We start from the raw sequence: 26,080 nt of genomic DNA, 5'->3' as shown, positions 1-26,080 counted from the left end.
CCATACCAATTTCTTGCCGCCGGTGATGCCCACCGGCACCCGAGACGGTACATTAGACAGTGAGGGTGCATGAAGCACCGACCGGCCGCGGAGGTTCCTCCGCCCTGCTCGAAAGAAGACCGCTATGGCTTATTACGCAATTACTTACGTTTACGCAGCTCCCGAGGAGCAGGCGAAGTACCGTCCGGCTCACCGCGAGTACCTTGGTTCGCAGATTGAGGCGGGCAACCTGATTGTTTCCGGTCCCCTGCTGGATGGCGAGACCCCCGCCGGCGCTCTGCTGATTGCAAAGGTTGACTCCGCTGAGGCTGCCGAGAAGATTGTGGCTAACGACCCGATGAACATTGGTGGCGCGGTTCTGTCTCACACCGTCACCGAGTGGAACCCGGTCCTGGGCACCATCTAAGCGTCATTTCACGTTGAAAGCTTGAACGTAGACCCCCTTCCGCAGGCAAGGATTGCCGAGGCGGAAGGGGGGTTTTCTGTGCTCTTTTGAGCGGTTCTTTCGCGCTTTTCGTTCACTGTATGCACCTTCTTGGGTGCTGGGTGCATAAAAGTGTATCTAGTGTTGATATTCTGGCTTCTCACCTGGCATATGTGCCCTAGTTCGCACTATAGTTGAGGGATATGCACATTGTTCAAGAGTGCTCTTCGGGGCCTTCTGAACAACCATCACCGCAACCACTGGCTCCCGACAATCGGGTGGAGCAGGAACGAGGAATAATGTCCGAGAACCTCCAGCAGGATTTTGACTTGAGCACCACCGCCGGTAAGCTCGCTGATTTTTATGCACGTCGAGAGCGCAGCTTCGCGCCCAGCGGTGAGGCAGCTATTGAGAAGCAGCACGCACGCGGCAAGAACACCGCCCGCGAGCGCATCGATATGCTTCTGGACGAGGGTTCTTTCGTAGAGTTTGATGCACTCGCCCGCCACCGCACCACCGCATTCGGCATGGAGGCGAAGAAGCCTCTGGGTGACGGCCTGGTCTCCGGTTACGGCACCGTGGATGGTCGCCTGGTTGCCGTGTATTCGCAGGATTTCACCGTCTACGGTGGTTCTCTCTCGCAGGTGAACGGCGAGAAGATTGTGAAGGTGCAGAAGTTCGCTCTGAAGAACGGCTGCCCGGTTATCGGCATTAACGATGGTGGTGGCGCCCGTATTCAGGAGGGCGTGGCTTCCCTGGCGATGTTTGCCGATATTTTCCGCATGAACGTGCGCGCCTCCGGTGTGGTTCCGCAGATTTCTGTCATTATGGGCCCCTGCGCTGGCGGTGCCGCTTACTCCCCCGCTCTGACTGACTACATCATCATGGTGGATAAGACCTCGCACATGTTCATTACCGGCCCGGACGTCATTAAGACCGTGACCGGTGAGGATGTGGACATGGAGACCCTCGGTGGTGCGCGTCAGCACAACTCGGTGACCGGTACCAGCACCTACCTGGCTGAGGACGAGGAAGACGCTTTCGACTTTGTGCGTGAGCTCCTCGAGTTCCTGCCCTCGAATAACCTTGCAGAGTCCCTGCCCCTGGAGCATGACCAGGAGGCGCAGGTGTGCGTGGACGATTTGGATTTGGATACTCTCATCCCGGATTCTGCGAACCAGCCTTACGATATGCGCGCGGTCATTGAGTCCGTGGTCGATGACGGCCATTTCCTGGAGATGCAGGCGCTGTACGCTCCGAACGTGATGATTGGTTACGCCCGCGTTGAGGGCCGCGCGGTCGGCATTGTGGCGAACCAGCCGATGCAGTTCGCCGGCTGCCTGGACATTTCTGCATCCGAGAAGGCTGCCCGCTTCGTGCGCCATTGCGATGCGTTCAACATTCCGATTCTGACTTTTGTGGATGTTCCCGGCTTCCTACCCGGCACCGATCAGGAGTTCAACGGCATTATTCGCCGCGGCGCTAAGCTGCTCTACGCTTACGCGGAGGCGACCGTTCCGCTGGTTACCGTCATTACCCGTAAGGCGTACGGCGGCGCGTACATTGTGATGGGCTCGAAGAAGCTGGGTGCCGATATTAACCTGGCGTGGCCCACCGCTCAGATTGGCGTGATGGGCGCTCAGGGTGCGGTGAATATTCTGTACCGTCGTGAGCTGGCTGCTCTGGCGGCTGAGGGTGGCGATGTTGAGGCTCGCCGCGCTGAGCTGATCACCAAGTATGAGGAAGAGTTGCTGAACCCGTACCAGGCTGCTGAGCTGGGTTACATTGACGAGGTTATTGCCCCGAGCGAGACTCGCGTGCGCATTATTTCATCGCTGCGTGCCCTGCACGATAAGCGTGCGTCTACCCCGGCAAAGAAGCACGGCAACATCCCGCTGTAGGCTTCCGTTGTGCCCGCACCGTCTGTGGCGCGGGCCTTCGCACGATTTAGGTTTTCTAAGGAGGCGTGCCTTTGGCAGGCTACAACCCGCTGAGTTATTTCTCATTCGGTAAAAAGAAGGATAGTTCGGAGGCTGCTGAGAGCCCCGAGCAGCTTGAGCGTAGCTCCGCACATTCTTCTGCGCACGCAGATACCGCATCCAGCGCCCCGCCGAAGGATTCTGCTCAGCCTTCGGTAGATGCTGACGCTGAGCAGGAGCCTCTACTGAAGGTGGTTAAGGGCTCCCCCACTCCGGAGGAGATTGCCGCCCTCACCGCTGTGGTTGCGATGATGCAGGCGAGCGCCGCAAAGCAGGAGCAGAACTTGCTGGTGGGTGCCGCTTCGCGCATCCTGAACCGCGGTCAGCGCCTGGGTGTTTCGTTGCGTCCCGGCCCCGGTTCGTGGAGGCGCGCTCGCCCCATGTAATGCGGGCTGCTAACTATGCTTCTTATATTCCCGTCACGCCAGCCGGTGTGACGGGAATATATTGTTTTGCCTCAAATTCAAGATTTATATTGCGTTATTGTACATCTAATGCGCTGGTTCTTGCGGTTTTGTCATATTAGAAACGATAAAGCGATGATGATACGCCCTGATGCTACGATGTATATACCATCACAATAGTGTTAGTAAATTGGCAGGGACCATGGCAAAGATGCTGAATAAAAACCATAGGCCCCCACCGGATGTCTATATCACGCTTCTGTTGCCGACGCTACGGCGCTTGTCGAAGACTGTGCCCCGCACCGCCGCCTATGTTAGCGAGCAGTTGCGGCAGCAGACTAAGGCATTGGGGTCGAAGAAGAACCTACCGGCTCTTGAATCCACCGATTTTGCGGTGGCTGTGCGTACCACCTTGAAAATCTTGGTGGCACTTCGTTATGCCCAGCTTATGCCTCGTTTGACCCCGTGGGAGAAGAGGAAGTACCTGCTCACTCCCCTGGGCGCCGAGCTGACCTGCACCCCGCATCTGCACGGTTCGGTGCCGCCGCGTGTGGTGAAGCAGGTGCAGGCGTTGTGCTCTCAGAGTTTGACGGCAAAAAGCGTGAAGAAGCTGAAGAAGCAGGCGAACGCGCTACTGGAGAATGCGCAGGAGGAGCATCGCCTCATTTTTGGCACTCCTGATACCGGCGTCCTTCATGCTCTGCCGCATTTCTCAGGCGCTGATCATGCTGATGCCGCCACCGCTGCTTATGAGGCAACCGGCGCGGCGCATCTTGCGCATGCTTTGAATTCTGCGGAGGCTGCGGGGTCCTGGCCCGCCGGTCAGTCACCTCTGGATATTATTTTGCGTGCCAGCGATTCGCCGGTGATTCACGCTCAGGCTGAGTTCGCGGAGCATTTTACGCAGGATTTGATTCAGCATATTCACGCGGTGACGCCAGAATATTTTGAGCAGATTGTTGCCGATATTTTTACGGCTCTTGGTTTTAACACCGAGGTAACCGGCGGTGCTGATGATAAGGGTGTTGACGTTATTGCCCGCTATTCTGATGGCCTGGATTTCGCGCCGATTTATATTCAGGTGAAGCATTATTGCGGAACTATGAAGGTCACCCCCAACGAGATTCAGAAGCTTGCCGGTGCAGTGCTTCTGCACGGCGGCCTGCAGGGTGTTTTGGTGACCTGCGGTGCTTTTGCGCATCCGGTTCCCGAGTATTTGCAGGGTTTGCCCGGCGCTCGCAATATTGCGCTGGTTGATCGACACCAGTTGGTGGAGCTGATGATTCGTCACCGTGTGGGTGTTCTTGATGGTGAGGGCGAGTGCGGTTACCGCATTGACGAGGAGTATTTTGCCCGCGGCTTGGAGTAGCCGGGGTGTTTCTGGGGCGAGTTATTTCTCTCCGAATATCTCTGGCCTTCATGCATTTCCCACGTCATTTCACTTAATGTATTTTCACTTTTCCTTGAGGATATTTTTCACATATCGGCTGGTTTTAGAAATCTAGGTTATTTCTCGAACCAGCCGATACAATAATGAAGGTAATGCGTTATATATTCTTCGCATTATTTCACGAAGTGAATATACCCGTGACGGTCTAGACACTTCACCCCAATTTATAGCGTTCTTTTCTGAAGTGTTCGTCGTTGAAGACGGTGCGTAAGCGGGACGGGTTGAGAAAAAACTACCTACCCTGCTTCTCTTCGCTTCTCTTCACTGCGGGATTTCAAAGTGCCGGCCCAAAAATAAAGATGGTGCCGCTCACTTTCGTGATTATTTTCCCGTTCGCATGACTGCACTTTATGAAGAACGCCTGCACGATAAATAACACTAGATAAGGAGCCCGGCGTGGCTTTTGTGAATAAAACAATGCTCCATATCGATCATTCCGAATTGCACTCTTTGCAGCAGGAAACCTCGTGGGAGGCTCTACCCGAGGAAGCACGCACTCTCAGCATTGCGGCGGCTTTCTCTCTGCTCCGCCATTTTGAGCGCGCGCAGGATCGTGGCGAGAAGGTTTTCTTCCCCGATATGTACACCCCGGTTGGCGTGGACCTGGGTTTCAACATGACTCAGCGTTTCATTGCGGTCGGTGACAATGTCCTCTTCCGTGAGGCACTCAATAAGCTGATTGCGGCGCTGGTCAATGCTGATTATCTTGAGGTGTCCCTCAGCCAGTTGCATCCGGGCAACCTGCACTACACCCTCAGCGAGGCTGGCCGTGAGCTTTTGGGTACCCCGAAGGAACAGCAGGCGCAGGCTCTTCTGCCGGTTCTGCCTCTGCAGAGCGGCGTGTACCTGCACTATCTGAAGCAGTTCTACCCGGTTCTGCTCTCGCACATTACGGTGCGTGAGCTTCTGCCCATTGTCCTGAGCGTTACCCCGTCCTACCCTGCGGCGGCGCCCGTGAAGATTCGCGAGCTGGTGCTGCGTGAGTGCGGTTTTGTGCAGGGCTGGTACGGTCTGTCGTACCTGGAGCAGCGCATTGTTGAGCCGGTGATTGCTCAGGCGTTGAGCCTGCTGACCCGTGAGGGCTACCTGCGCACCAAGACCATTCACGAGCACACGGATTCTCCGCTGACGCTGTACTCGCTGTCGCCTTCGGCGAAGGATCTGGTGGCACGCCACGGGGAGACTGGCGTGCCCGCAAGCGAGCTGAGCTCCGTACTGGCGCTGGTGAAGGATGAGGGCGCCTCCATTACGGCTGAGGATATTGCCGCAACTGACGCTCTGCTGACTCATATGGGCGTTCTTCTGCTCGACACCCTCAACGACCACGGCGCCGATGTGGAGCTGAGCCTTCCGAGCCTGGAGCAGGTCTTTGACCGCGACGAGCGCATTCAGCAGGCGTCCTCGAACCCCTATTTTGTGCAGATTGACGCGCAGGATTACCTCTACGATGTGCTGATTGCCCACCACTACCTCTCCGAGCGTGAGACCGTCTACTCGCTGGGTCCTGCGTTTGCACCGGCTTTGGCGCAGATGGTTGAGCCGAGCGTTCAGAAGCTGGTGGCTTCGGCTCTGCTGGATCCCGCGGCGGTGGATGCTCTGCCGTACCCGCATCAGTTGCTGTACCCGATTCTGAAGCTCGTGGAGGAGAACCCGCGTATCTCCTACTACGACATCTACGATGAGTTGAAGCTCGCCCTGGATATCCCGTACCTGCAGGGTGAGATTGCTCCGCACCGTTATAAGCTGACCCCGCGTCTGCGTAACCGCTATTCGGTGGCGATGCACGTGCTGAAGGGCGAGCGCTACCTGAATGCTCTGCGTGAGGGTACCGGTCGTACTTCCCGCAAGAACCCGGAGCGTTACGAGCTGAGCGAGGCGGGTAAGGAGCTGCTCAAGCGATTCCCGGAGGGTGCTCCGGAGGCGGTGACCGCCCGCATGGCGCCGCTACCGCCGCAGTCGCTCAAGCACAAGCTGCCTCAGGATATTGCCGCTGAACTGCAGGCTCGTGAGGAGGCTCTTCAGGCTGCTAAGGAGGCGCGCGCGACGGAGCGTCAGGCTCGTCTGGCGGCCCGTGAGGGTCGTGAGGGTCGTGAGCCGTTGGCTCCGGTGCCGGGTGCTTCTCCGGCGCTGTTGGCGCGTCCTGCCGGTTCGCCGGTGGCGGCTACTACCCAGGCTCCCGCTGAGGTTCCGGCGCCGGTCGCTGCGGCTACCGCCCAGCCTGCCGTGCCCGCTCCTGCTGTTTCTGCGCCCGCTGTTTCTACACCCGCCGCGGCTCCTGCCCAGCCGGTTGTTTCCGCTCCGGCTGTTTCGGCTGCTGAGTCCTCGACCGCGCTGCAGGTGGCTGCCGCGCAGGTGCGTGAGGCTCTGAAGCGTTACCGTCAGGTCTTCCGCCGCGAGGCGCTGGCTCCGGCGCTGGCTCAGGTGTCTGAGGAGCGTTTCCGCAGCATTGGTTTCGATCTGTTCCTGATGCGCGGCTACACGGTGGAGGCTCTGGAGGCTCAGGGCGTAGATGGTGTGGCAACTCCCGCCACCGGTGAAAAAGAACGCGCATTCTACGTGCGTACTCTGCGCCCGGTAGCGAACGGTGTGCTGTCCGCGAGCGTTCAGCCGCAGGATATTACCGCGTTCTTCCTGGCGATTCACGCCCGCGGCGGTCAGCTCGGCACCTTCATCACGAACGCGGCGTTCAGCGATGAGGCGTACGACGAGTTCATCCGCTGCTCGACCAAGTACCCGAACATTCTGGTGGATTTGGTGTCCGGCGATGAGCTGCAGGACCGCCTCATTGCGCACCGCCTCGGCGTGGTCGAGAGCGCAAACGGTCTGCTGGAGCTGAACGGTGAATACTTCGCCGGCTAAGTCACCAGCTAGCAGCTTTTAGCCCATCTTGGGTATGCCCCGGTTTTCTCTCTCCTGCACGTTCAGGTGGGAGAAAGCCGGGGCATTTTCGCGCCTGCGCCCCGGTGAGTTGTCCACAGGTGAGCCCTTTTCGTCGTGTTCGGTGCCGCTCAGCCCGTAATATTGCCGGTTTAAGCGAGCTAAATCACCGAAAATCGTGGTTGGAGGCACACCCCTGCGTTAGGATATGAACATGAGCACTTACCAGGAACTTCCCAGCATCTACCGATTGAAGCGCTCGCTGACCGACGTCGATCAGATTGCTAACGAATACTTTGAAAAGGTCCTCGACCTGAACCCCGTCCATGCAACCGAGCTTGGCCGTAAGGGCGTAGAGACCCTGTACCCCGATTACTCGCCCGCCGGCGAGAAGGCTTTTGCGCGCCTTGCGAAGAAGACTTTGAAGAAGGTCGATAACGTCCTGCCTATTGATGACGTTGACCTGGTCACCCTGGATGCTCTGCAGGAGCGTCTGAGCCTGTACCGCAAGCAGTACAAGGCTGGTTTTGGTGGCTGGCAGCTGAACAATATTGCGTCCGTCCCGCAGGAGGTGCGCTCGGTCTTCGACCTGATGAAGCGCAACACCCAGCAGGATTGGGAGCACATTGTCGGCCGTATGCACCGTGTGACCGAGGCGCTGGAGGGCTACATCCAGACCCTTGAGGCGGCTCGTGAAGAGGGTAAGGTTGCCCCGCGCCGCCAGGTGGATATTGTTATTGAGCAGACCGCCGCATACTACGCTCCCGGTGGTTTCTTTGATAATCTGGCGGCTGAGGTCGCCGAGGCTGTCCCCGCGCTGAAGGATGAGGCTGCCGCAGGTGCCGAGGCTGCAAAGGAAGGCTACCGCCGCCTCAACAGCTACCTGGTGGAGAAGCTGCAACCGGCCGCTCCCTCCCGCGACGCTGTGGGCCGTAAGGCGTACAGCCTGCACTCCCGTTCGTTCCTGGGTACCACCATTGACCTGGACGAAACCTACGCATGGGGCGTGAAGGAGCTGGAGAGCATTATCGCTCGTCAGCGTGAGGTTGCCGAGGAGATTGAGCCGGGCGCAAGCATTGAGCGTGCTAAGCAGCTGCTCGATGAAGATCCGGCACGTCAGCTGCACGGCACCGATGAGCTGAAGGCGTGGATGCAGAAGCTCGCCGACGCCGCGGTGGAGAACCTGGCGGATACTCACTTTGAAATTGGCGGCCCCATGCGCCGCATTGAGTGTTGCATTGCGCCCACGAACGAGGGTGGTATTTACTACACCGGCCCCTCCCCCGATTTCTCGCGTCCGGGCCGCATGTGGTGGTCGGTTCCCGAGGGTGAGGACACGTTCACTACCTGGCGTGAAACCTCCACCGTGTACCACGAGGGCGTTCCGGGTCACCACCTGCAGATTGCGATTGCTACGGCTCTGCAGGGCACCATGAACTCCTGGCGCACGAACATGCTGTGGGTTTCCGGTCACGGTGAGGGCTGGGCGCTGTACGCCGAGCGCCTCATGGAGGAACTGGGCTACCTGAAGGATCCGGGTGACCGCATGGGCATGCTGAACGCTCAGCGTATGCGCGCCGCCCGTGTGGTCTTCGATATTGGTGTTCACTGCGAGATGCCGATTCCCGCGGAGTGGGCTGAGCAGCTGGGCGTTGAGCCGGGCACCATCTGGACCTCTGAGCTGGGTTATGAGTTCTTGAAGCTGAACCTGGACGAGTCCGAGGGCCACCTGCGCTTCGAGTTCCTGCGTTACCTGGGTTGGCCGGGTCAGGCGCCGAGCTACAAGATTGGCGAGCGCCTCTGGCTGGAACTGCGCGATCAGGCTGTGCGCCGCGGCGATGACATTCGCGCGTTCCACACGCGTGCGCTTCTGCTCGGTTCGGTGGGTCTGGATACTCTGCGCCGCGCCCTGACCGATGAGATGATGCTCCCTCTGGATACTGAGGATGACGACGATGAGGACGACGAGTAGCCTCTAGTCTGCTCGCTCCTCGCCGAGTGGATTTCTGGAGTCTCTGGTTAAGAGCTCTATAGATGAAGCCCCCGCTTCAGCTTTGGCTGAGGCGGGGGCTTCGTCTTTTCGTGCGAGGTTTATCTATCGGGATTCCGGGCTATCCGAAGTTTGCGGTGCCGGGGTCGGTGGTGCCGAATCCCATGCCGGTGGAGTCGTTCAGATCCACCAGATGCGGGGCGAAGCGGCACCAGTAGTCGGTGAGCGCGCCGTTCGATTCGCGGATGCCCACGCCTACGGTGCGTCCGTCGACCACCCACACGCCGAGGATGGGGTGGCTGACCGGGTTGATAATGCCTTCGTAGCGCGGTGCCGGGATGTACTCCTGGTAGATGAATTCGCTTTCGGGGGCGTTGGCGAAGAAGTCGTCGTCTTCGGGCTTGATGAAGACGTCGTAGTCGGGGGCGTAGATTTCTACGCCGTCGCCTTCGCGTCCGAAGATGGGTTTGCGAACCCAGTTGCGCATGCCGCCGCGGTGGCCCGCGTAGGTGGGTACGAGGTTCGGGTGGCCGGGGTACTTATCCCAGAGCGCGGCAAGCAGCAGCTTATTGGAGAGGAACATCTTCCACGCCGGCTCAATCCAGCGCTGCATGGAGTCATGGTAGGCGAAGAGGAGCTTGTCGTAGCCTGCTTCGCTGTCGGTGACCAGGTCTTCCCAGGGGTAGAGCTTGAAGAGGTTGGTGATGGCGCGTCCGTAGGCGTCTTCCCAGCTCTTGGTGTCCTCGTTGAAGATGACTTCGTCGATGGGAATCATGTGGGTTTTGATGCCCGCCTGCTGCGCCGCGTAGGCGATGAGCCAGAGGTTGTTGTAGTCCTCGTTGTTCTCGTCAATCTCGGGGCTCACGTGCGCCAGGTGCAGTACGGGCTGCACGCCAGCGGCAATTTCGGCTGCGAAGATGTGGCGCCAACGGTTGGTGAAGGCTTCGCCGATTTCACCCCAGTGGGCGTAGCCGCGGGTATCGAGGCGCTGGTCTTTCGCCCAGGTTTTCTGGCTGACTGCCGCCTCCACGATGCCAGTGGGGGTGTCTGCGTTGTATTCGAGCAGCTTCATGGGGTCGCCAGGCACGCCCGAGTAGGTGAAGTCGAAGCGTCCGTAGAAGTCGGCGTCGCGGCGGTTCCAGGATTCTACGGCGAGGTTGAACGCCGCCTGGGGCAGACCGAGGGTGCCGAACGCGCCGGAGGCAATGTACTCGACGGTTTCCAGGCACATGCGGTGCATTTCTTCCGCCTGGGCGCGCACAGAGTCCATTTCTTGCGGGCTGAAAATGTAGGCGGCGTATTCGTTCCAATAGTGGTCGGTGTCGTGGGGGCCGTCCACGCTGTAGGTGAGGCCTTCCTCAATGATGACGTTCTCCCAGTCGGGTCGGCCGACGGGAAATTCTTCACGGCGCATGAGGGGCTAGGCTCCTTCGAAGTAGTGATTGGAAAATAGTGAGGAAAATGCGGGCGGGACCGTTCAGTCCCTGCCCGCATTTAGTGTGATGGCTTATGGCTTAGCCGCCGGAGCGGCCGCCACCGGACTTGGAGCCGCCACCGAAACCGCCCTTGCTACCGGACTTCGAGGAAGAACCAGACTTGGACGAAGAACCCGACTTAGACGAGGAACCAGACTTCGAGGACGAACCCGACTTGGAGGTGTTCGACTTGCTATAGGAGCCGGTGCTGCCGCTATTGCTGGTGCCCTGCTTACCGCTGGAGACCGAGCCGGTGGTCTTATTACGCACCGTGGAGGTCTTACCGGAGTTGTTGGTGCTGGTTACCTTGCCGGAGGAGACGGTGGAGGACTTCTTCGCGGTGCGGTAGGAGTCCTCGAAGCCGCCGCCCTTGGAGGACACGCCGCTGTAGACGGTGCCGTTGCTGGGGCGGGTGGTGCTGCCTCCGGAGAGCTTAGTGCCCACACCCGGAACCGTGGGGGTGCCGGTGGAGTTTGCGGCACTCTGGCGACCTAGGTAGTACCAGAGGAACGCATTCGAATTATTGTGAGTGGTGGTCGAACCAGAAGTGCCCGAAGACCCAGAAGATCCGGAGGAACTAGAGGAACCCGACGAGTTCGAGGAGCCCGAGGAATCGCTGCTGGATGAGTCGGTCGGCTCCTGAACGCCTGCCTTCTCACATTCGCTATCTTCCACGCGCAGGCCGGTCTTCGCATCCTGGCAGACGCGGGCGTACTCTTCGCCCTGCGACAGGAACGCGTTCTCTTCCTGGTGCATGGAGTTGTAGGCGAAGATGCCACCGCCAACCAGCAGCACGCCAGCGCCCGCTACGGCAATCATCTTGGCGATGCCGGGGCGGGTCGCGCCCAGGTTCAGGGTCTGCTGGGCAGAGGTCTGTGCGGCGCGGGTAGCAAAGTTGGCGACTGCTTCCATGCGGTTGCCGGGCTTCTTCGGGCCGTTGGGGGTGGTGGTTCCGCCGGGGTATTGGGGAGCAGAACTCATGCATCTCTCCTTGAAAGGTGGTGCGTGGCGTATTGCTCAACGCGTACATGAAGCTGAGTGGGTACAGCATCATCCGGCGACTTTCGCCGGACTATCGGTGTGATTCCAGCATATCAAGCTCTAGCTTTCGGCTTATTAGCTGACGGCAAAATCTCAGCAAGCTTCCCCGCATGTTGCGCAGTTGTTTCCTTTCTGTTTGCTTTTGCGGCAATTCCTAATTAACTATCAGCCGATTTAACCGCCTATGTGGGGGGCTGCTGGCGGCACTGGTGGCGGCGTTGCTGGTTGGGCTACTCTGCTGGTTAGACTGCGGGATGTACAGCCGAAAGATGCCACAGGATGGTCACGGTTCGTCACACATCCCCTACACTGCACCGGATTGAAACACTTCTTCACACAAACTCGCGCCGGAGCGCGCAAAAGTTTTAGAGTATGCCACATGTCTACACCGCATGCATCATCTCGTTCACGTCTGCCCAAGTGGGCTACTTCTTTTGGCAACCAAATCATTGCCTCCCTCATTCTGGGTATTGTTCTCGGCGCGCTCGCCCTCGCATTGGGCGGGGACGCGAAGAACAACCCCAACTGGCTCATGGTGACCCTGGATACCATTGGTTCCTCCTACGTCACCCTGCTGAAGGCGGCTGTTGTTCCGCTGATTTTCACCGCCGTGGTCGCCTCCATCTCTAACCTGTCGCAGGTAACGAACGCGGCGCGTCTGGCGGTTAACACGCTCATCTGGTTTGCGATTACCGCGTTCTTCGCGGTGCTCATTGGTATTGCGATGGGCCTCATTGTTCAGCCGGGCGTGGGCGCGCAGGTGCAGGGCAAGGCGTACACCGGCTCGACCGGTTCGTGGACCGCGTTTTTGACCGGTCTGATTCCGGTGAACTTCCTGGGTCTGGGTGTCAGCGCTAAGTCCGGTGATTCCGGCATCACCGCCTCGGCAAACTTCAACGTGCTGCAGATCCTGGTCATTTCCGGCGCGGTCGGCATTGCCGCGCTGAAGGTCGGTGAGGCAGCCAAGCCGTTCATTGACGTGGTCAAGAGCGCTCTGGCGATTATTCAGAAGATTCTGTGGTGGATTATTCGCCTGGCACCGCTGGGTACCGTGGGTCTGATTGCTAAGGCAGTGTTCGCGTACGGTTGGGCGTCGATGGGTTCGCTGGTCGCGTTCGTCATCGCCCTCTACATTGGCCTGCTGCTGGTCTTCCTCGTGGTCTACCCGATTATTGTTCGCGCGAACGGTCTGTCGGTCCGCCAGTACTTCTCGGGTGTGTGGCCGGCGCTCCAGCTGGGCTTCGTGTCCCGCTCCTCAATGGGTTCGATGCCGATGACCCAGACCGTTGCCGAACGTAACCTGGGCGTTCCCCGCGCCTACGCATCCTTCGCCGTTCCGCTGGGTGCGACCACCAAGATGGACGGTTGCGCCTCGGTTTACCCGGCTCTTGCCGCGATCTTCGTGGCTCAGTTCTACGGTATTCAGCTGGACTTCACCCAGTACCTGCTGATTGTGATGGTGTCCGTACTTGGTTCGGCTGCGACTGCCGGTACGACCGGCGCTATCGTGATGCTGACTCTGACCCTGTCCACTCTGGGTCTGCCCCTGGACGGCGTGGGTCTGCTTCTGGCGATTGACCCGATCGTTGACATGGGTCGTACCGCCCTGAACGTTGCCGGTCAAGCTCTGGTTCCCGCGATTGTGGCTCGCCGCGAGGGCATCCTGGATGAGGAGCTTTACAACGCTCCCCGTTCGGAGGGCGGCTTCGTGGCTCAGGAATTCTACGATGAGCGCATCGCCGGTGAGGCGCAGCGTCTGCACGAGGTGGAGGACAACACCGTCGCGGCACGCCGCTAACCTGGCGACTCTTGAAGCTACACGGCGCTAGGCTGTACTGCCTAGCGCCGTGTAGCTTTCTCGCTCTCGTGCCCCAACATGGATGACATACTTTTGCCAAACGTCATAAAACGTCACGATTGATTCTTCTTTTCTTTAATGTTTGAGAAGAGTTATGATTTTGAACGGCGTGTTCCATCTCCTACGTGGTTGAGGGGGATGGGACACGCTCTTTCTCTATATCCCCTGCTTTTCCGCTCCCTCCCACCGGCTTCTCAGCACCCTCAATCTGCACCCGAGAGTAAGGGTCACTCGTGAGGCTCTAAAATAGAACCTATGAGTACCACACCGACCCGATTGATTCTTGCCTCCGCCTCCCCGGCACGCCGCAAGCTCCTGGAAGACTCCCGCATCGCCTTCACGGTGCGCGTCTCCTCCGTAGATGAGGACGCCGCGCTCGCTACCGCCAACGAACAGGCGCGAGCGCAGGGACGTGCGGGACTCACCCCGGCTGAAACCGCCTCCCTGCTGGCGCAGTTGAAGGCGCAGGCAGTTGCCGCTGAACTTGCCGCCGAGGGTGTGCGCGATGCGCTGGTTCTGGGATGCGATTCGGTCTTCGAGTTTGAGGGAGTCGCCTACGGCAAGCCCCACACGGCGGAGGCGGCACGCGAGCGCATCAGTGCGATGAGCGGCAACTACGGCGTACTGCATACCGGTCACGCGCTCGTGGATTTACGCGGTATTGAGCCGGGCGCCGCACTGCCTGTTGCTTCCGACCTGCCTACCGTTTCCGAACTGCGCAGCGCCACCGTCCACTTTGATGAGCTCAGCCCCGAAGAAATCGAGGCGTACATTGCTACCGGTGAGCCGCTCTGGGTAGCCGGTTCCTTTACCCTGGACGGTTACGGTTCGGCATTTATTCGCGGTATTGAGGGTGAGTTCCACACGGTGGTGGGCCTGTCCACCCACGCGCTACGCGATATGTTGCGCCGCCGCGAGGTTGCGGTGACCGAGCTGTGGCTGGCGCCCCAAAATGAAGATTAGATTCAGCGCAATCGTATAAATCTGTCTCAAAGCGTGCCCTGAAATACACATTATTGAACACCAATCGATAAGATAGAACAGTATGATGCGCGTTATATTCGCCAATCCTGCCGATGTATCCTTGGAGCAGGAGATTAAAGGAGAGCTTTAAGTGACTCAGCACCAGGCAGAAGCCGCCAAGAAATTTACTGCAGTCCCCGGCCGTCACACCGGCCCGGTCAGCAAGATTCTGATCGCTAACCGCGGTGAAATTGCTGTCCGCGTGATTCGCGCAGCCCGCGATGAGGGTCTGCAGACCGTCGCCGTCTACGCTGACCCCGACCGCGACGCCCAGCACGTAAAGCTCGCCGATGAAGCCTACGCTCTCGGCGGTGCCACCGCGGCACAGTCCTACCTGGTGATGGACAAGCTCATTGAGATTGCTATCCGCTCCGGTGCTGACGCTGTGCACCCCGGCTACGGTTTCCTCTCTGAGAACGCGCAGTTCGCTCAGAAGTGCATCGACGCGGGTCTGACCTGGATTGGCCCCTCCCCCGAGTCCATTACCCAGCTGGGCGATAAGGTGGCGGCACGCCACATCGCGCAGAAGGTGGGCGCTCCCCTGGTGCCCGGCACCAAGGACCCGGTCAAGTCCGCCGATGAGGTTGTTGCCTTCGCGGATGAGCACGGTCTGCCCATTGCGGTGAAGGCCGCATTTGGTGGCGGTGGCCGCGGCATTAAGGTGGCGCGCGACCGCGAGAGCATTGTTGAGATGTACGAGTCCGCTGTTCGTGAGGCTACCGCGGCGTTCGGTCGCGGTGAGTGCTTCATCGAGCGCTTCCTGGATTCGCCCCGCCATGTTGAGACCCAGTGCCTGGCGGATGCGCACGGCAACGTTGTGGTGGTTTCCACCCGTGACTGCTCCCTGCAGCGCCGCAACCAGAAGCTCATTGAGGAGGCACCTGCCCCCTACCTGAGCGATGAGCAGAACGAGCGCCTGTATGAGGCGTCCCGCGCGATTCTGCGCGAGGCTGGCTACCAGGGTGCCGGCACCTGTGAGTTCCTGGTCGGCACCGACGGCACCATTTCCTTCCTTGAGGTCAACACTCGTCTGCAGGTGGAGCATCCGGTTTCCGAGGAGATTTCGGGTATTGACCTGGTACGCGAGCAGTTCCGTATTGCCCGCGGCGAGAAGATTGAGGAGAAGGACCCGGTTCTGCGTGGTCACTCCTTCGAGTTCCGTATTAACGGTGAGGATGCGGGCCGTTCCTTCATGCCCGCCCCCGGCACCATCGAGAAGCTGACCGTGCCCACCGGCCCCGGTGTTCGCTGGGATTCTGGCTTCGTGGCTGGCGACGTTATCGGCGGCAACTTCGACTCCATGCTGGCTAAGCTCATTGTTACCGGCGCAGATCGTGAGCAGGCTCTGCAGCGTGCCCGCCGTGCCCTGGCTGAGCTGACCATTGAGGGCATGCCCACCGTCGTCCCGTTCCACCGCGTCGTGCTGGATGACCCCGCCTTCGCACCGGCTGAGGGCGGCGAGTTCAAGGTGCACACCCGCTGGATTGAGACCGAGTTCAACAACACCATCCCCATGTACTCCGGTGCGCCCGGCAGCGTGGATTCCGATGAGGACGAGCGCACCACCGTGGTCGTTGAGGTCAACGGCAAGCGCATGGAGGTGTCCCTGCCCGAGCTGGGCGGTGGCGCTAAGCCTGCCGCTAAGCCCGCGTCCAAGACCCGCAAGTCCCGTTCGGCACGTAGCGCGGCAAAGGGTGGCGGCGACGAGCTGACCAGCCCCATGCAGGGCACCATCGTGAAGGTAGCGGCTTCTGACGGCGACACCGTCGCTGAGGGCGACCTGATTCTGGTGCTGGAGGCGATGAAGATGGAGCAGCCCATTACCGCGCACAAGGCGGGTAAGGTTTCGGGACTGTCAGCTAAGGCCGGCGATACCGTCACCTCCGGTGCGGTGCTGGCGACCATTAAGTAACGCTCTATCTCGATACTGAGGTCTCGCGACTGCAAGCGCTATAGGCTATACGAATCCCCCGGAAGGGTATGAGGTCATGTCTCGTATCTTTCCGGGGGATTTTCTATGTCCGCTCTTGTCTGCTTCTGTGGGGTTTGAGCGGCCCCCTTATTGCGATTATGTCCAGATAGTGGCTGTATTTGTTGGGTCTTTTCTGAACAGAGTTATAATGTTGCACTTTAGAGGAGCCTTTCAGATTCCTACGCCCACCGCACCCACCCGGTGCGGTCACGGCACCCGATACGCGCCTACGGCACACCCGCCTCACGCGCTGACCGGTAACGGACGCCCCGGCTCCACCTGTACACACAGTTCACCATTTCGGGAGTTTTCCTTATGAGCACCTCTGCACCCGACACGAAAGCGTCTGCTGCACCGGTGAAGAATACGACTCCTCGCAGTCGAGTTATTCTCGCCTCGCTCGTTGGTACCACCATCGAGTTCTACGATTTCTACATTTACGCCACTGCAGCAGTGGCTGTGTTCCCCGTGCTGTTCTTCCCCTCGAAGGACGCAACCACCGAGCTTCTGGCTTCCTTCGCTACCTTCGGCGTCGCATTCATCGCGCGCCCCCTCGGTTCCGTGATCTTCGGCCACTTCGGCGACAAGATCGGTCGTAAGGCTACCCTCGTCGGTGCACTGCTCACCATGGGTCTGGCAACCTTCATCATCGGTCTGCTGCCCACCTATCACCAGATTGGTCTGTGGGCACCGACCATGCTGACCATTATGCGTTTCTGCCAGGGCCTGGGTCTGGGCGGCGAATGGTCCGGTGCGGCGCTGCTCGCCAGCGAATATGCTGAGGACGGCAAGCGCGCCCGCGCCGCCATGTGGCCTCAGCTGGGTGCACCCATCGGCTTCGTGCTTGCGAACGGCTTCATGCTGCTGCTGACCAGCTGGATTACCTTCAACTCCGCAACCGACGCGAAGAACCTCGAGCACCCCTTCCTCATTTGGGGTTGGCGTATTCCGTTCCTGCTGTCCATCGTGATGGTCGCCGTTGGCCTGTACGTTCGTTTCAAGCTGGAGGAGACCCCCGTCTTCGCCAAGGCTGCCGCTAACAACGAGAAGGTGAAGACCCCGCTCGTTGAGGCGTTCAAGGTCGCCTGGTGGCCCATGATTCAGGGTACCTTCATCATGGTGGCGTGCTACGTGCTGTTCTACCTGATGACCGCATGGGTTCTCTCCTACGGTATCGGCAAGGCCGATAAGGGCGGTCTGGCTATCCCCTACCGCGAGTTCCTGATTATTCAGTTGATCTCCATTACTGGCTTCGCGATCTTCATCCCGATCTCGGGTTGGCTAGCTGATAAGTACGGCCGCCGCACCCAGCAGCTGTGGACCACCATCGCGATGGCTGTCTTCGGTCTGTCCTTCGGTCTGTTCATCTCCCCCTCCGTTGTTGGTACCGGCGCGAACGCAAACGCCGCTGTGGTTACCCTCTTCATCTTTATCGGTATGTGCCTGATGGGTCTGTCCTTCGGTTCCATGTCCGCATACCTGCCGGAGCTGTACCCCACCAACGTGCGTTACACCGCCAGCGGTATCGCCTACAACGTGGCATCCATCCTCGGCGCGGCACTGACCCCGTTCGTGGCTGTTTGGTTGAACTCCACTTACGGTGTGGCTGCAGTGGGCGGCTACCTGGCATTCGCATCGATTCTGAGCGTTGTCTTCATTCTGCTCACTCACGAAACCCGTGACGTGGACATGAACGCCGTCAGCACCACGAAGTAAAGCTTCGCGGCGCTAAGCGTCTCTACGGCAAAGCGGTGGGGGTCACCTCCTGATTCTTAGGAACTCAGGAAGTGACCCCCACCGCTTTTATACTGTTCCGGGATACTGCACCAGGCGGGGAACGCTCGGCTCAGCACCTAACAGGTTGATGCCTACAGACCGCGAGTGTGCAGCTTGCGTGCCGCCTCAGCAATAGAGCCAGAGAGCGAGGGGTAAACCGTGAAGGTGTCCGCCAGGTCATCCACCGCGAGCTTCTTCTCCACCGCCAGGGCAATGGGGTAAATCAGCTCGGAAGCACGCTGACCGACCACCACGCCACCAATGACGGTGCCGGAGTGACGGCGAGCAAAAATCTTCACGAAGCCGTCGCGCATCGCCATCATCTTCGCGCGCGGGTTGGTGCTCAACTGCAGGGTCACCGCGTCACCGCGGTAGGCTCCCTCGGCGAGGTCCTTCTCGCTCACACCCACGGTCGCAATTTCCGGGGAGGTGAAGATGTTCGCGGCAACCTTATCGGTGCGCAGCGGGCGCACCGCATCACCGAGGATGTGCGCCATAGCGATACGGCCCTGCATCGCAGCCACGGAAGCCAGCGGGTACACGCCCGTGCAGTCACCAGCGGCGTAAATGCTGTTCACGCTCGTGCGGGACACACCGTCCACCTTAATATGGCCGCTCGGGGTCTGCTCAACACCGATGTCTTCCAGGCCCAAATCTTCAGTGTTCGGAATCGAACCAATAGCTACCAGGCAGTGAGTGCCAGAAACCTTACGACCATCCGACAGGGTCACGATAACGCCGGAGCCATCCTCAGTACGCTCAACAGCAGCCGCACGGGAACGCGGCATCACTCGCACGCCGCGACGCTCAAAGACGTCCTCCAGCACGCGGGCTGCGTCCTCGTCCTCACCGGGAAGCACGCGGTCACGCGAAGACACCAGGGTCACCTTCGAACCCAGACCGTTATACGCCGAAGCGAACTCGGCACCGGTCACACCCGAACCAATCACAATCAGTTCCTCGGGAACCTCGGAGAGGTTGTACAGCTGAGTCCAGGTCAGGATGCGCTCGCCATCGGGCATACCGGTCGCCATTTCACGCGGATGCGTACCCACCGACAGCAGCACAAAGTCCGCGTGCAGGGGGTAGACGAGGCCCGCCTCATCGGTCACCTGAACGGTGTGGCGGTCCAGGAGCTTACCGGTACCGTGAATAATCTTCACTCCTGCAGAAGCCAGGGCGCGCTTAATGTCGGCAGACTGCTGCTGAGCCAGGTCGCGGACTCGGCGGTTCACACGGTCCATATCAACACGAAGCTGCGGAGCCTTACCCTTCGTATTTTCAATGCCCAAGCTACCCGCCTCAGAGAAGCGGGTCATCATATCCGCCGTAGCGATTAGGGTCTTAGAGGGCACAACGTCAGTCAGAACGGCGGAGCCACCAATGGCATTACGCTCGATCAGAGTCACGTCCGCGTTGGATGCGGCAGCCACCATCGCCGCCTCGTAGCCGCCGGGGCCACCACCAATAATTACAATTCGCTGAGATGCGTAGTTCACCTTTGAAGTCATGCCTTAATTGTGAGCTATGCCGCCTGCGTGGGGCAAACGCACTCGCCGTGCAGATGTGCCATATTGTGGCAATCTGCACGGCGAGCATCTTCATGGTTCGGCATCATGGTTCGGCAGCCCGATATGACTGGGCGGCGCCTACCCCTGTAGGTCTCTACTCCTCGAGAGCCTGCGGCTTCTCCGAGTAAATCGAGTTGATGAACTTCTCAGCCCACTGCAGCATCGCGCCGTCCACCAGGTCCTTACCGCCAACCGGCATGGTCTTCGGGCGCGGCACCAGAGTCAGCCAGGTATCCATACCCTTCGGCTGGGCGTGCGTGGACCCAGGGTACACGCGCTTCAGGCGCATCTGGCGGGACTCCGGCAGCGGCGTAGCGGTTACCACGCGAACCTTCGGACCCAACACCACCAGTTCATGAATACCGGCGGCACGGGCGTGCATACGCACCGTCGCCACGGCAAGCAGGTTCTCTACCGCATCCGGCAGCTCGCCGTAACGGTCGACCAGCTCCTCGCGTGCCTCCGCGATCTTCTCTTCGGTATCGGCGGCAGCAATCTGACGGTACGCCTGCAAGCGCAGACGCTCAGAATCAATGTAGGTGTGAGGAATATGCGCGTTGACGGGCAGGTCAATCTTCGTCTCGACCTCGCGCTCTTCCTTCTCGCCGCGGTAGTTTGCGACCGCCTCGCCGACCAGGCGCAGGTACAGGTCAAAACCGACACCGGCAATATGACCGGACTGTTCGCCACCGAGCAGGTTGCCGGCACCACGAATCTCCAGGTCTTTCATCGCAAGCTGCAGGCCAGCGCCCAGCTCGTTATGCGTTGCCACAGCCTTCAGACGCTCGTGCGCAATCTCGCCGAGGGTCTTATCCACCGGGTACAGGAAGTAGGCGTAGGCGCGCTCGCGGCCACGACCCACGCGGCCACGCAGCTGGTGTAGCTGGCTCAGACCGTAGTTCTGGGCGTGGTCGACAATGAGGGTGTTCGCGTTCGAAATATCCAGGCCGGTCTCCACGATGGTGGTGCACACCAGCACGTCAAAGCGGCGCTCCCAGAAGTCCACAATAATCTGCTCCAGGCGCGATTCACTCATGCGGCCGTGGGCGGTGGCGATGCGCGCCTCCGGCACGAGCTTGCCGATTTCCGCGGCAACATCGTCGATGTCAGCCACGCGGTTGTGCACGAAGAAAACCTGTCCTTCACGCATGAGCTCGCGGCGGATTGCGGCAGTAATCTGGCTGTCGGTGCGCGGACCAACGAAGGTCAGCACGGGATGGCGTTCCTCCGGCGCGGTGGCAAGGGTGGAGGTCTCGCGAATACCGGTTAGCGACATTTCCAGGGTGCGCGGAATCGGGGTAGCACTCATGGCGAGCACGTCCACGTTGGTGCGCATCTGCTTGAGCTTTTCCTTATGCTCCACGCCAAAGCGCTGTTCCTCGTCAATGATGACCAGGCCCAGGTCCTTGAACACTACGCTGTCCGAGAGGATGCGGTGGGTACCGATCACCACGTCCACCGCGCCGGATGCGATTTCTTCGGTAATCTGGCGGGTTTCCTTCGCCTTCTGGAAGCGGGAGAGCACGCGAATCTTCACGGGGAATCCCGAGAAGCGCTCGCTGAACGTCTCGTAGTGCTGCTGCGCGAGCAGGGTCGTGGGTACGAGTACGGCAACCTGTTTGCCGTCCTGCACCGCCTTGAATGCGGCACGTACGGCGACCTCGGTTTTGCCGAAGCCCACATCGCCGGAGATGAGGCGGTCCATGGGGATTTCCTTCTCCATGTCTTCCTTCACCTCGTGGATGGCGGTGAGCTGGTCCGGAGTCTCGTTATAGGGGAAGGATTCTTCCAGCTCTCGCTGCCAGGGAGTGTCTGCTGCGAAGGCGTGACCGCGCGATGCCTGGCGAGCCGAGTAGAGTTTCACCAGGTCAGCAGCGATTTCCTTGACGGCTTTGCGAGCGCGGGACTTGGTCTTAGCCCAGTCGCTACCGCCCATCTTGGACAGGCTCGGGTTCTCGCCACCCACGTAGTTGGAAATCAGATCCAGCTGGTCGGAGGGCACGAAGAGTCGGTCGGGTGCGCCGCCACGCTTGGTGGGGGCGTACTCGATGACCAGGTATTCCTTCATGGGCTGCACGCCGTTGACCGGGGATGCACCAGCCACCGGGCGGGAGGTCATCTCGACGAACCTGCCGATGCCGTGACGCTCGTGCACCACGTAGTCGCCGGGGTTCAGTGCGAGCGGGTCAACCGCATTGCGGCGGCGGCGCGTTTTGAATTTCTGTCCTGTGGCGCCTCGGGGTGCGTAGGTTCCGCGGCGGCCAAGCAGTTCGGCTTCGGTGAAGACGGCGAGCTTCGCCTCCTCGATGAGGAAGCCTGCGGAGGCGGGTGCCTCGCAAACCTCGACGATGCCGTGTTCGAGGTCGCCTGCGGGGTCCTCCTCGAGGCTGGTTCGGCGGGCTGCGGGTACGGCGGGTGCCCCTTCGCCGGAGTGGAAGAGGTCGATGAGGCGGTCGGTGGAGCCGCGGCCGTTGGTGAGGGCGAGGACGGTCCACTGTTGACGGATGAGGTCGCCGACCTGGCAGAGCATGCGTTCGACGGAACCGTTGAATGCGGTTGCGGGGGTGGCGTTGACGGTGTAGGTGTCGAATCCGTCTTCGATGGCGTCGGCGATGCCCTGGTTCTGGAGCGCCCCGGCGGCGTCTTCGAGTAGGTCTGCGTCGGTGACGAGTTCGGTGATTTCCCACCAGCTGAGCTTGGCTTCGAGTGCCTGTGCGGTGGTTTGGTCGATGGTGCGGAATCCACTGTCGCTCATGCGGAGCTGGCCGAGGTCGATGGGTGCTACTGCGTCGGCTTCTGCAGAGGTGTCCCATGCTGCGGCGAGGAATTCTTCGTTGGTGGCGACGAGGTCTTCGGCGCGGGCGCGCACGCGCTCGGGTTCGACGTTAATGATCATGGACCCTGCCGGCAGCAGCTCGGTGAGGGTGTTCATGGATTCGATGAGCAGCGGGGTGAGCGATTCCATGCCTTCGACGTAGATTCCGCCGGCAATCTTCTCAAGCATGGCTGCGGCTGCCGGGTAGTCGGCTTTCAGTCGTGCGGCGCGGCTCATGACCTCGGGGGTGATGAGCAGTTCGCGGCAGGGCAACAGGGTGAGTTCGGTAAGCTCTTCTCCCCCACTGAGGGTGCGCTGGTCGGCGACGGAGAAGTGGCGCATTTCGTCGAGTTCGTCGCCGAAGAATTCGAGGCGGACGGGGGTAGTTGCGGTGGGCGGGAAGACGTCGATAATGCCGCCTCGTACGGCGTATTCGCCGCGCTTGGCGACCAGGTCTACGCGGGAGTATGCGGCGTCGTTGAGGCCACGCACCACATCTTTGAAGGGGTATTCTTCGCCGCGGACCAGGTGCACGGGTTCGAGCTTTTCGATGCCGGTGACGATGGGCTGGATGACCGCGCGTACGGGTGCGATAACAACCTGGGGGCGTTTAGCCGCATCCCCGGTCATGGCGCGCAGTACCTGCAGGCGGCGGCCTACGGTGTCGGAGCGCGGTGAGAGGCGTTCGTGGGGCAGGGTTTCCCAGGCGGGGAAGAGTGCAATGTCGGCGGCGGGCAGGTAGGAGCGCAGGGCTGCGGCGAGGTCTTCTGCTTGGCGGTCGGTGGGGGCGATGATGAGGCTGAGCGCTTCGGGGGTGGTTGCGCGTACGGCGGCGGAGATGTCAGCAATGAGCGCGGCGTGTGTTCCTCCGACGGCACCGATGAGGGTGCGTGCGCTACGTTCGGTGGGGTGCACGGAGGCAGCGGTGCGGATTGCGGCCCAGTTGCTGAGTTGGTTGAGGGTTTTCAGGAGGGGGTGCAGGGGTGCTTCGAGGGGCTGTGCGGTAGCTTTTCGGGTGGTGCTCACGGGTTCTCCTGAGTCTGGGGTCTTCGCTTGCGGCGGTTGAGCTGGTGGAGGGCTGCTATGGATGGTCGGTATAGGGCGGTACCGGTTTGGGGCGTCCGAGTGAATTTGCCTTTATTTCATGGTGCTTTTTGTGCGTTTTGGGGTGTTTTTTTTGCGGCTTTTCCATTGTAGGACTTGTCCGCTTTTTCTGGCATTTTTCTCTTGTATTCTCTGTGATGGAATATATTCCTTTTTGCACTCGGTTGTCGCTTTCGTGGGTGATATTTGAGTATGGTTTTCTTCCGTGTCTGTTCCTGTGCCACAACGTTCATCACATGGGGCGCAAATCACACATCCACAGACATCTTTGCACTTTGTGCACCATTATTTTCACAGCTTAATCCTGTACCCTAATCATTAACGCTTACAGAAAAACCAGACAGTATATCCCCTTCCGGATTCTGTTTACCTCTTCCAACCAACCTCAGGTTTTCAGTATTTACTGCGGTTTTTCTAGTGCGCTAAATTCACCGTATCTTTCGATGTTTCTTCCGGAACGTCGCATCAGAAAGACGCATATGACAACCACATACACGAACAAACCCACTGAAAAGCCCCATGTCCGTTCATGGTCTGCTAAAAAGTGGGCCGCTTTCGCACTCGCTTTTGGTACCGCTTTCACTGCGGCACCTCTTACTCCTACTACTCCCGCCTCGGCTGCGACCGGAACCCATGATGGTTCCAGTAGCGATAAGGCGGCTGCCTCTTGCTACGAGGTCAAGCAGGTTAATCCTTCTGCCTCCTCTGGCACTTACTGGCTGTACACCCCGCAGATGAGCGGCCCGGCGCAGTTCTACTGCGATCAGGAAACTGATGGCGGCGGCTGGGTCATGATTGGTCGCGGTCGTGAGGGTTGGACCGAGTCTTACAACGGCACCGGCGACCCGAATCAGCTGCACCAGAACCCCACCGGCCCTTCCGCTTTTACTCCGGTCCAGCTTCCCGCAAACACTGTCGATGCGCTGCTGAACGGCATTAAGCCTCAGGACCTTCCCGACGGCATGCGTCTGCACCGTGCTCACAATGCGAGGGGCACTCAGTGGCAGAACGTTTATGTTCAGCGTCCTCAGACTGAGCAGTGGACCTGGGCGATGAGCTACGGTCAGCGTTGGGGCAACGTGAAGTTCACTGGTGCCGGCATTAACCGCACCGCTCATATGGGCGGTTCTCCCTCGGAAATGGCTCCGGGTATTACCACCAGCTCGGTTCGTTTCTTCGCGAACCCGAACCAGGGCTACCAGATTGGTTTTGCGTACGGTTCGCTGGTGAACTTCGGCAATGATCGTGCCGATTCTTATATTTATAAGAAGCGCGGTTCCGCCGGTTATTCCATCCCCTTCACCCAGGTGTTCCTGCGTCCGAAGCTGACTCAGCGTGACTTGAACTTCTCGCAGATTGGTTCTGGCTCTGCCGCTAGCAACCGTCGTGCTCTGCCCAATAGCTACACGATGCCCGTTCGTTGGCGTACCAGTGAGCAGACTGGTACCGGCAAGAAGAACGAGATGAACACCTACGTTCAGGCTATTACTCAGGTGGGCGATACTGTCTTCACCGGTGGCGACTTCAAGTATGTTGAGTCTGCTGGCGGCGAGCGCGTGAACCAGTCGTACCTGGCTGGCTACAACGTGGATTCGGGTGAGCTGGTTCGTTCCTTCCGCCCGACTTTCAACGGTCAGATTAAGGCTCTGGAGGCTCTGCCGAATAACCGCCTGGCGGTTGGTGGCGAGTTCACCGAGGTTAATGGCGAGAAGGTTGATCACTTCGTCATTCTGGATGCGACCACCGGTCAGATTGACCGCACGTGGGATGTTCAGGTTCAGCGCCGTAATGGTGCTGCCGCGCAGGTGAAGACCCTGCTGGTTCAGGATGGTTACCTCTACATTGGCGGTAACTTCACCCATGTAAAGGGCAATACGTCTAAGGCGTACGCTTACTCGCGTGGTGCCGCTCGTATTAAGCTCTCGAACGGTGCGGTGGATTGGAACTGGCGCCCGAACTTTAACGGTACGGTCAACGGTATTACCGCTGCATCCGACAACTCGACTGTTCACGCTGCGGGTTACTTCACTGAGCTGAATAACCAGCGCGCGTTCCGCCTGGCGGCGCTGAATGGTTCTAACGCTTCGAATATTAAGTGGGAGTGGGAGCCGTCGCTGAAGCTGAACATTACTGACCGCATTGTGTACGCGTTCCAGTTCGATGTTCAGGATGCTGGTTCGACCGTGTGGACTGCCGGTGCTGACCACCTGATTGCGAACTACTCGAAGAACGGTTACGGCCGTATTTCTTCGTCTATCTCTAAGTACGGTGGCGACTGGCAGGATCTGCATCTGAGCGGTAACACCATTTACGGTGCGTGC

The 26,080-nt window shown here is 59.6% G+C and carries 15 protein-coding genes; 11 read left to right on the top strand and 4 right to left on the bottom strand.

Translation table 11 applies throughout. From position 1 onward, the window contains the following. Nucleotides 1-124: 124 nt before the first annotated feature. From HMPREF2971_RS06450 to HMPREF2971_RS06425, 6 genes are all read left to right on the top strand, one after another. On the top strand, nt 125-406 hold the full coding sequence (locus HMPREF2971_RS06450; RefSeq protein WP_005508857.1) for a YciI family protein: 282 nt from the start codon (nt 125-127) through the stop codon (nt 404-406). Nucleotides 407-723: 317 nt separating this feature from the next. Beyond that, nucleotides 724-2,325, top strand: coding sequence for an acyl-CoA carboxylase subunit beta (locus HMPREF2971_RS06445; protein WP_070691977.1), 1,602 nt, complete (start codon nt 724-726; stop codon nt 2,323-2,325). Nucleotides 2,326-2,390: 65 nt separating this feature from the next. Then, nucleotides 2,391-2,789, top strand: coding sequence for an acyl-CoA carboxylase subunit epsilon (locus tag HMPREF2971_RS06440; protein ID WP_012903982.1), 399 nt, complete (start codon nt 2,391-2,393; stop codon nt 2,787-2,789). A 298-nt stretch (nt 2,790-3,087) separates the two neighbouring features. Beyond that, nucleotides 3,088-4,176 (top strand): restriction endonuclease, encoded by a 1,089-nt coding sequence (locus HMPREF2971_RS06435; RefSeq protein WP_070507799.1) that lies wholly within the window; start codon nt 3,088-3,090, stop codon nt 4,174-4,176. A 477-nt stretch (nt 4,177-4,653) separates the two neighbouring features. Beyond that, a complete protein-coding gene (locus HMPREF2971_RS06430; RefSeq protein WP_070691975.1) occupies nt 4,654-7,116 on the top strand; it encodes a restriction endonuclease in 2,463 nt (820 codons plus the stop codon). Between the two features lie 232 nt (nt 7,117-7,348). Then, nucleotides 7,349-9,106, top strand: coding sequence for a DUF885 domain-containing protein (locus HMPREF2971_RS06425; protein WP_070691973.1), 1,758 nt, complete (start codon nt 7,349-7,351; stop codon nt 9,104-9,106). A gap of 139 nt (nt 9,107-9,245) precedes the next feature. On the opposite strand, the gene HMPREF2971_RS06420 is transcribed toward HMPREF2971_RS06425, so the two are convergent. After that, entirely contained in the window at nt 9,246-10,538 is a 1,293-nt protein-coding gene (locus HMPREF2971_RS06420; RefSeq protein WP_070678579.1) for a glutathionylspermidine synthase family protein, read from the bottom strand. A 100-nt stretch (nt 10,539-10,638) separates the two neighbouring features. Next, nucleotides 10,639-11,580, bottom strand: a complete 942-nt coding sequence (locus HMPREF2971_RS06415; RefSeq protein WP_049358696.1) for a hypothetical protein — start codon at nt 11,578-11,580, stop codon at nt 10,639-10,641. A 439-nt stretch (nt 11,581-12,019) separates the two neighbouring features. Between HMPREF2971_RS06415 and HMPREF2971_RS06410 the strand changes: the two genes are divergently transcribed. The 4 genes from HMPREF2971_RS06410 to HMPREF2971_RS06395 all read left to right on the top strand — a co-directional run bounded on the left by HMPREF2971_RS06410 (nt 12,020) and on the right by HMPREF2971_RS06395 (nt 18,209). Then, a complete protein-coding gene (locus tag HMPREF2971_RS06410; protein WP_070691971.1) occupies nt 12,020-13,438 on the top strand; it encodes a dicarboxylate/amino acid:cation symporter in 1,419 nt (472 codons plus the stop codon). A gap of 315 nt (nt 13,439-13,753) precedes the next feature. Then, complete coding sequence (locus HMPREF2971_RS06405; RefSeq protein WP_070691969.1) at nt 13,754-14,461, top strand: Maf family protein; 708 nt, start codon at nt 13,754-13,756, stop codon at nt 14,459-14,461. Between the two features lie 151 nt (nt 14,462-14,612). Further along, nucleotides 14,613-16,433, top strand: a complete 1,821-nt coding sequence (locus HMPREF2971_RS06400; RefSeq protein ID WP_049352013.1) for an acetyl/propionyl/methylcrotonyl-CoA carboxylase subunit alpha — start codon at nt 14,613-14,615, stop codon at nt 16,431-16,433. Between the two features lie 375 nt (nt 16,434-16,808). After that, nucleotides 16,809-18,209, top strand: coding sequence for an MFS transporter (locus HMPREF2971_RS06395; protein ID WP_070691967.1), 1,401 nt, complete (start codon nt 16,809-16,811; stop codon nt 18,207-18,209). 152 nt (nt 18,210-18,361) lie between these two features. Here the strand turns inward: HMPREF2971_RS06395 and HMPREF2971_RS06390 are convergent, their stop codons facing one another. Together HMPREF2971_RS06390 and mfd are read right to left on the bottom strand one after the other, a co-directional pair. Further along, complete coding sequence (locus tag HMPREF2971_RS06390) at nt 18,362-19,780, bottom strand: NAD(P)H-quinone dehydrogenase (RefSeq protein ID WP_070691965.1); 1,419 nt, start codon at nt 19,778-19,780, stop codon at nt 18,362-18,364. Nucleotides 19,781-19,934: 154 nt separating this feature from the next. Then, nucleotides 19,935-23,681 (bottom strand): transcription-repair coupling factor, encoded by a 3,747-nt coding sequence (gene mfd, locus HMPREF2971_RS06385; protein WP_070691963.1) that lies wholly within the window; start codon nt 23,679-23,681, stop codon nt 19,935-19,937. A gap of 557 nt (nt 23,682-24,238) precedes the next feature. Between mfd and HMPREF2971_RS06380 the strand changes: the two genes are divergently transcribed. Continuing rightward, nucleotides 24,239-26,080, top strand: a 1,842-nt coding sequence (locus HMPREF2971_RS06380; protein ID WP_070691961.1) for a fibrinogen-like YCDxxxxGGGW domain-containing protein, incomplete at its 3' end; no start/stop codon positions are given.

It is taken from the genome of Rothia sp. HMSC066G07, from assembly GCF_001814485.1.
Taxonomy (GTDB): domain Bacteria; phylum Actinomycetota; class Actinomycetes; order Actinomycetales; family Micrococcaceae; genus Rothia.
Note: the sequence above shows the minus strand (reverse complement) of the source record. Positions and strands in the feature narration are given on the sequence as shown.

Excerpts from the sequence above, each read along its gene's own strand:
- HMPREF2971_RS06450 (WP_005508857.1), top strand. The coding sequence starts at position 125 with ATGGCTTATTACGCAATTACTTACGTTTACGCAGCTCCCGAGGAGCAG.
- HMPREF2971_RS06445 (WP_070691977.1), top strand. The coding sequence starts at position 724 with ATGTCCGAGAACCTCCAGCAGGATTTTGACTTGAGCACCACCGCCGGT.
- HMPREF2971_RS06425 (WP_070691973.1), top strand. The coding sequence starts at position 7,349 with ATGAGCACTTACCAGGAACTTCCCAGCATCTACCGATTGAAGCGCTCG.
- HMPREF2971_RS06420 (WP_070678579.1), bottom strand. The coding sequence starts at position 10,538 with ATGCGCCGTGAAGAATTTCCCGTCGGCCGACCCGACTGGGAGAACGTC.
- HMPREF2971_RS06415 (WP_049358696.1), bottom strand. The coding sequence starts at position 11,580 with ATGAGTTCTGCTCCCCAATACCCCGGCGGAACCACCACCCCCAACGGC.
- HMPREF2971_RS06410 (WP_070691971.1), top strand. The coding sequence starts at position 12,020 with ATGTCTACACCGCATGCATCATCTCGTTCACGTCTGCCCAAGTGGGCT.
- HMPREF2971_RS06405 (WP_070691969.1), top strand. The coding sequence starts at position 13,754 with ATGAGTACCACACCGACCCGATTGATTCTTGCCTCCGCCTCCCCGGCA.
- HMPREF2971_RS06395 (WP_070691967.1), top strand. The coding sequence starts at position 16,809 with ATGAGCACCTCTGCACCCGACACGAAAGCGTCTGCTGCACCGGTGAAG.
- HMPREF2971_RS06390 (WP_070691965.1), bottom strand. The coding sequence starts at position 19,780 with ATGACTTCAAAGGTGAACTACGCATCTCAGCGAATTGTAATTATTGGT.